This is a genomic window from Pseudoxanthomonas kaohsiungensis (genome assembly GCF_010211765.1).
Classification (GTDB): domain Bacteria; phylum Pseudomonadota; class Gammaproteobacteria; order Xanthomonadales; family Xanthomonadaceae; genus Pseudoxanthomonas; species Pseudoxanthomonas kaohsiungensis.
Genome location: NZ_PDWO01000030.1, coordinates 1 through 4,693, shown reverse-complemented (window position 1 = coordinate 4,693; position 4,693 = coordinate 1). Strand labels below are relative to the sequence as shown.

4 protein-coding genes are annotated in these 4,693 nt (G+C 62.0%); 2 read left to right on the top strand and 2 right to left on the bottom strand.

The window, feature by feature from the left end; translation table 11 throughout:
- Window positions 1-396 precede the first annotated feature (396 nt).
- Together CSC66_RS17080 and CSC66_RS17075 are read left to right on the top strand one after the other, a co-directional pair.
- On the top strand, window positions 397-669 hold the full coding sequence (locus tag CSC66_RS17080; RefSeq protein ID WP_162378613.1) for a type II toxin-antitoxin system TacA family antitoxin: 273 nt from the start codon (window positions 397-399) through the stop codon (window positions 667-669).
- Window positions 670-672: 3 nt separating this feature from the next.
- Complete coding sequence (locus CSC66_RS17075) at window positions 673-1,149, top strand: GNAT family N-acetyltransferase (protein WP_162378612.1); 477 nt, start codon at window positions 673-675, stop codon at window positions 1,147-1,149.
- Window positions 1,150-1,417: 268 nt separating this feature from the next.
- On the opposite strand, the gene CSC66_RS17070 is transcribed toward CSC66_RS17075, so the two are convergent.
- Together CSC66_RS17070 and CSC66_RS17065 are read right to left on the bottom strand one after the other, a co-directional pair.
- The gene (locus CSC66_RS17070) at window positions 1,418-2,800 is read right to left on the bottom strand and encodes a UvrD-helicase domain-containing protein (protein ID WP_162378611.1); all 1,383 of its coding nucleotides are present in this window, start codon (window positions 2,798-2,800) and stop codon (window positions 1,418-1,420) included.
- Window positions 2,793-4,520: an ATP-dependent nuclease gene (locus CSC66_RS17065; protein ID WP_162378615.1), complete on the bottom strand. Its 1,728-nt coding sequence runs from the start codon at window positions 4,518-4,520 to the stop codon at window positions 2,793-2,795. The genes CSC66_RS17070 and CSC66_RS17065 overlap by 8 nt, the downstream gene beginning before the upstream one ends.
- Window positions 4,521-4,693 lie beyond the last annotated feature (173 nt).

The window sequence follows — 4,693 nt, the reverse complement described above, 5'->3', positions numbered from 1 at the left end:
CTGCCCCGGATCATGCGCATCCTGGAGGCGGAGGACGTCCGCCTGGAGGTCGGCCGCCCGCTGTCGCGCAAGGAACGCGATTACGTGCGCGTGCAGCTGGAGATCGGGCTTAGCGTTCCGGAGATCGTGGCGGGGCTGAAGCGCTGAAGGCGCTGCCGGATGACGCCCGGGCGCAGTCCCGGCAATGGTGTTCCGTAATGGACAAGGGCCGCCCGGCCGCCGAGAACGGGTACGGGAAGCGGGCCAGGGAAGTGAAGCTGATTCCGGTCCTTAACCGACCCTGTTCTTCAACTCCGCTATCTGGTTGAGCAATGCCCATTGTGTATGTACAGTGTGCACACAAGATGCTGCCATGAAGTTCTCCCGCGGCAGCAGAGCAATGGAGAGGCCCATCCCATGAGCGCAGTCGCCAGCAAGGTCATCAATTTCCGCGCCCCTGCCGCCAAGCAGGCGCTCATCGACCATGCCGTGGAAGTCAGCGGCATGAACCGCACGGAGTTCATCCTGGATGCGGTGTGCGAGAAGGCGCGCGAGGTGCTGGCCGACCAGACCCATTTCGCGCTGAACCGGCAGGCGCTGCAGCGTTTCAATGCCTTGCTCGATGCGCCGCTGGCGGACAACGCGGCGATCCGCCGCCTGCTGGCTACGCCCGCGCCCTGGGAGCGCTGAGCCTTGGCGCTCAGCGCCCCCAGCCCGCTGGGTGACCAGCACCGGCTGGACGACTTTCAATGCACCGCGCCGGAGCTCACCCGGTGGCTGCTGGAGCGCGCCCGCCCGAACCAGGCCTCGGGAGCGTCCCGCTGCTTTGTCGTGTGTGACGGGCAACAGGACGTGGTGGGCTACTACGCGCTGGCGGCCGGCGCGGTATCGCATGCGCACGCACCCGGTCGCATCCGTCGCAACATGCCCGAGCCCATCCCGGTCATCGTGCTGGCGCGCCTGGCCGTGCATGTGGACAGGGTGGGCCAGGGCATCGGCCAGGGCCTGCTCAAGGATGCGGTGCGACGGACGCTACAGGCCAGCGAGCAGGTCGGCGCCCGTGCGCTGCTTTGCCATGCCACCGATGAGGTGGCGAAGGCGTTCTACCTCAAGCATGGTTTCGTCGAGTCACCCATTCACGGCATGACGGTGATGCTGCCGCTGAGGTAGCGCTTTTCGGTGGCGTCGCGTCGGGTGAGGCTGGGGAGTTCTGGGGTTCTGCCAGAAGGCAGGGGGCAGGTTCGACTTTTCCGCTTCGAGCTTTCTGGAGGAAGTGAACATGACACCGTCCCTGCTCCTTTGAATACTCATCTCCCCCTGTTCGCCAGGGAAAGGGTCAGGTTCTACTTTCCGCTTCAACCCCCCTGGGAAGGGAAAGTGCACTCTGACCCCCGTTCCGCTGTTAGGGAGGGGATCCTGACCCCGTTCTTCCATTCGATCAGAACTGCAGCCATCGCTGCGACGACCCGATCGTGAGCGAAAGGGTTGCGCGAGAGATCGCGACGTAGAAGAGCTTGGCCTGCGCCATGTCCTGCTTCATGAAGTGCGCGGCGTCCGGTATGACGACGTGGTCGAACTCGAGCCCTTTCAAGAGCAGTGGCGTCGAGATCGTTCGCCTCGGGAGCCGCCTGCCCATGTTGCTGCTTCTCTGTTTGATTCGCTCGGCTGCATCGACCATGCACTCCGTACGCTCAGCCGTAAGCTCGGCGGCGGCGTGCTCGGCGTCTCGCCAGAGGCTGCTTCGGTAGAGTTTCCATTTCGGATGGGTTCGGGCAAGCGCCATGAACCTGCCAGCGGCTTCGCCGCCATTTCCATCCCCAAAGCGCTTCGCCGCCGCTTTCATTCCGTCACGCGCGAGCGCATGATCCGGATCGAATTCCTGCGTCTTGTCGAAATCGATCTTATGGAAGCACTCGTTTGACAGACTAAGAACTGCGGCAAGTCGCTCCTTCGCATCAGCCGCACGGTCCCACTGCCGAGCGAATGACATGAGCGTATTGGCTGCGACTTCCTCGATCGCCTGGTAGCCGCCGTTCGCGGCACTCGCGAGGCGATAGCAAATCTTCTTGTTGCAGTGAATCGCGGCGACGCTCCCATCCTTTCCTTCCAGCGTCTCGAATAGAAGCCCCATGTCGAACGGCCCCTTTGAAACGCGGTAGGACACTCTAGGATCCGCGAGATCTATAGGCTGGCCATGTTCGAGTTTCAGCCGCGTCTCGGCGATCCACGCTCCGAGAGCCGGGTTCTTGCCCGCCCATCGATACGGCACCGTAAGCGTCCCCGAGAATGGGAAGTCGGGATGAATTTCCGTAGGCCAATCAAGCTTCGCGCCAGCAAACTCGAAGATGCCCTGCATAGGGTCGCCCACGACAATCGTCGGAACGATCTCGCTGAGACGCTTGACGAGCACATGCTGGTCTGGAGTGCAGTCCTGGTACTCATCGACCAAAACGCGGTCGTAGGACGCGAGGACTACCTCGCGGATCGCGGCAATGCCGAGCGCGCTCGCGGTCCCCAAGTGAAGCTGCTGCCATTCTGCCGCGGTCTTCGGATCGTCAAGCGGGGGCTGAGCAGCACCAGGGAACGCGTATGCGTAGCGAGCGCACCATTTCGCGATCGTTTGCACAGCGGCGCGAGCGCCTGGCACCCCCAAGCGCCTCAATCGCTCCCGAATCGCATGCACCCCCGCATTCGTGTGCGTCAAAATGAGGGATCGACCACCTAGCGCCGCCACCTGAGCGAGTAGCTCCGTCTTGCCATGCCCCGCCGGCGCCACTACTGCGCCGCGGTTGAGGGTTCCGAGGTGTGCAGCGTCAACCATAAAGCCAGTCTTCAACGGCAATGAGTGCCTTCGAGAAGCGCGACGACGGACTAGCGCTGGCAATCTGCCAAGCAATCGGACCGTAATCCCTCGCGACGCGCTGATTTTTGAACCAGCGCTTCTTGTCAGCCGCTCGCGCAATCGCCTCGCGCAGGGCAGCGCCATCCATCGCAGAGACCATCTCCCACAGGCCGAAATCCCCAGCCACATCCTTCGGCGTCAGATCGCCAATCGCAGCCGCCACGTTGTCGTTGACAGCGCCGTCGCTATACTCGCTCCGCAAGAAGGTAAGCGAGCTTTGGACGAGTGCATCACTGGCTGCATGGAACACTGCCTGTTCAGTGTTGAGCGATCCGCCGTATTCGATTACTTGGACCGCGGAGGCGGCTAGGGCTGCCACATCGTTTATCGCGAGCGGAATGTCAGAGTCGCGAAATAGCGCAACCGTGAAACCAAGCTTGGCGAGCGCCAAGGCAATGCTCGGCGCTTGGTTCCCATTGCCATCGGCAAGTGCCGTACCCGCTTGCTCAATCGGGCGGCCATCGTGTCGGGGTATCCACTGGTCTCTCAGGCCCAGGAGCAGACCGAGTTCCGTGTTGCCCTCGCAGACGAGGATGCGTTTGGCGAGTAGTGCGCGCGGTGTGAATCGGAGCAGCGCCCTGAGCGGCTCCGGCATATCAGGCTGAAAGACCATTGAGACGCCTAGGTCGGGCCACGATCGCACCACCCGAAGGCTCGAGGGCTCAACTTCACTGATCGCGACGTCCGAGTGCGTAGTCAGGACCACATGACCGACAGGTTTGTCGGCAGCCTTCGCCTTTGCTTGATCAGTCTTGATCTGACTGATCGCGCCGATGATGCGGTGCGGCTCCAATCCGTGCTCGACTTCATCGATTAGAACGATCGCGCCATCGGTGATGGCAGATTTCTGGATCGCGAGCGTGGCGAGGCGCCGCGTGCCGAGTCCAGCGAGGCGAAGTGGCACGCCTGAGTCATGCAAGGCAATCGATCCCGAGGATAGCCCAGATCGTCCCAGCTCCAAGCCGGGCCCGTAGCTGCCGCGCACATAGGCGCCCAGGCCCTTTGCAAAGCCTTCGGCAAGTTCGGCCGCATCGGTGAGCGCTTTAATCTCCTCGAGCTTGGCGCTGGCTTTCGCAGTTTTGTAAGCCTCTGCAAGCTTAGCCGTGGCTTCCGTAGCGTCTCCGGTGAGGCGTGCTAACACCGATCCTTGGCCCCAGCCGAGATGGCGAGCGTCTTCGCCTGCCAATCGTATAAGGCCGAAGAGCGCGCGATCGCGATTCGAGAGAGTGCGCGTGTCGCTCGTCCGATCGCAGATGAGTTCCCAGACCGGCTCCATCGAAGCTTCCACGGTGAGCCGGACCGTCAGGACTGGCTCGTCGTCCGCCTCGGGCTCGTCGCGCAACGTACCGGCGGAAGTCCAGCCGCGCACAAAAAGACCGAACCGCTCGTCCGACTTCAGCGCTTTTGACAGCTCGCCAACCGTTGCCTCAACGCAGATGCTCTTGGATGTGTCGCAGCCTATGAAATCGACTTCCGAGAAAGAGAACCAGCGCGACGACAAACTGGCCTCAATGGCATCGAGAATGGTGGACTTGCCTGAGTCTCCGGGACCGATAAGGCAGCAAAATGAATGGCTGGGGACCCATTCCAGTGATGTGATGCCACGAAAGTTCCGAACACTCAGATGTCGGATCTGCATCTCGTTCAAGCCGTTTGAAAGTTTTCGGTTAGTCGGGAAAAGGGGGCAGGTTGGAGCGACCCCGGTTCTTCGGACAGTGGACCTAGGGCACATACCCCAGGCGATTGAACCGCTCTTCATATTGAGCGGGTGATTGGTAGCCCAACGCCGAGTGCATGCGCGTGCGATTGTAG

Excerpts from the sequence above, each read along its gene's own strand:
- CSC66_RS17080 (WP_162378613.1), top strand. The coding sequence starts at position 397 with ATGAGCGCAGTCGCCAGCAAGGTCATCAATTTCCGCGCCCCTGCCGCC.
- CSC66_RS17070 (WP_162378611.1), bottom strand. The coding sequence starts at position 2,800 with ATGGTTGACGCTGCACACCTCGGAACCCTCAACCGCGGCGCAGTAGTG.
- CSC66_RS17065 (WP_162378615.1), bottom strand. The coding sequence starts at position 4,520 with ATGCAGATCCGACATCTGAGTGTTCGGAACTTTCGTGGCATCACATCA.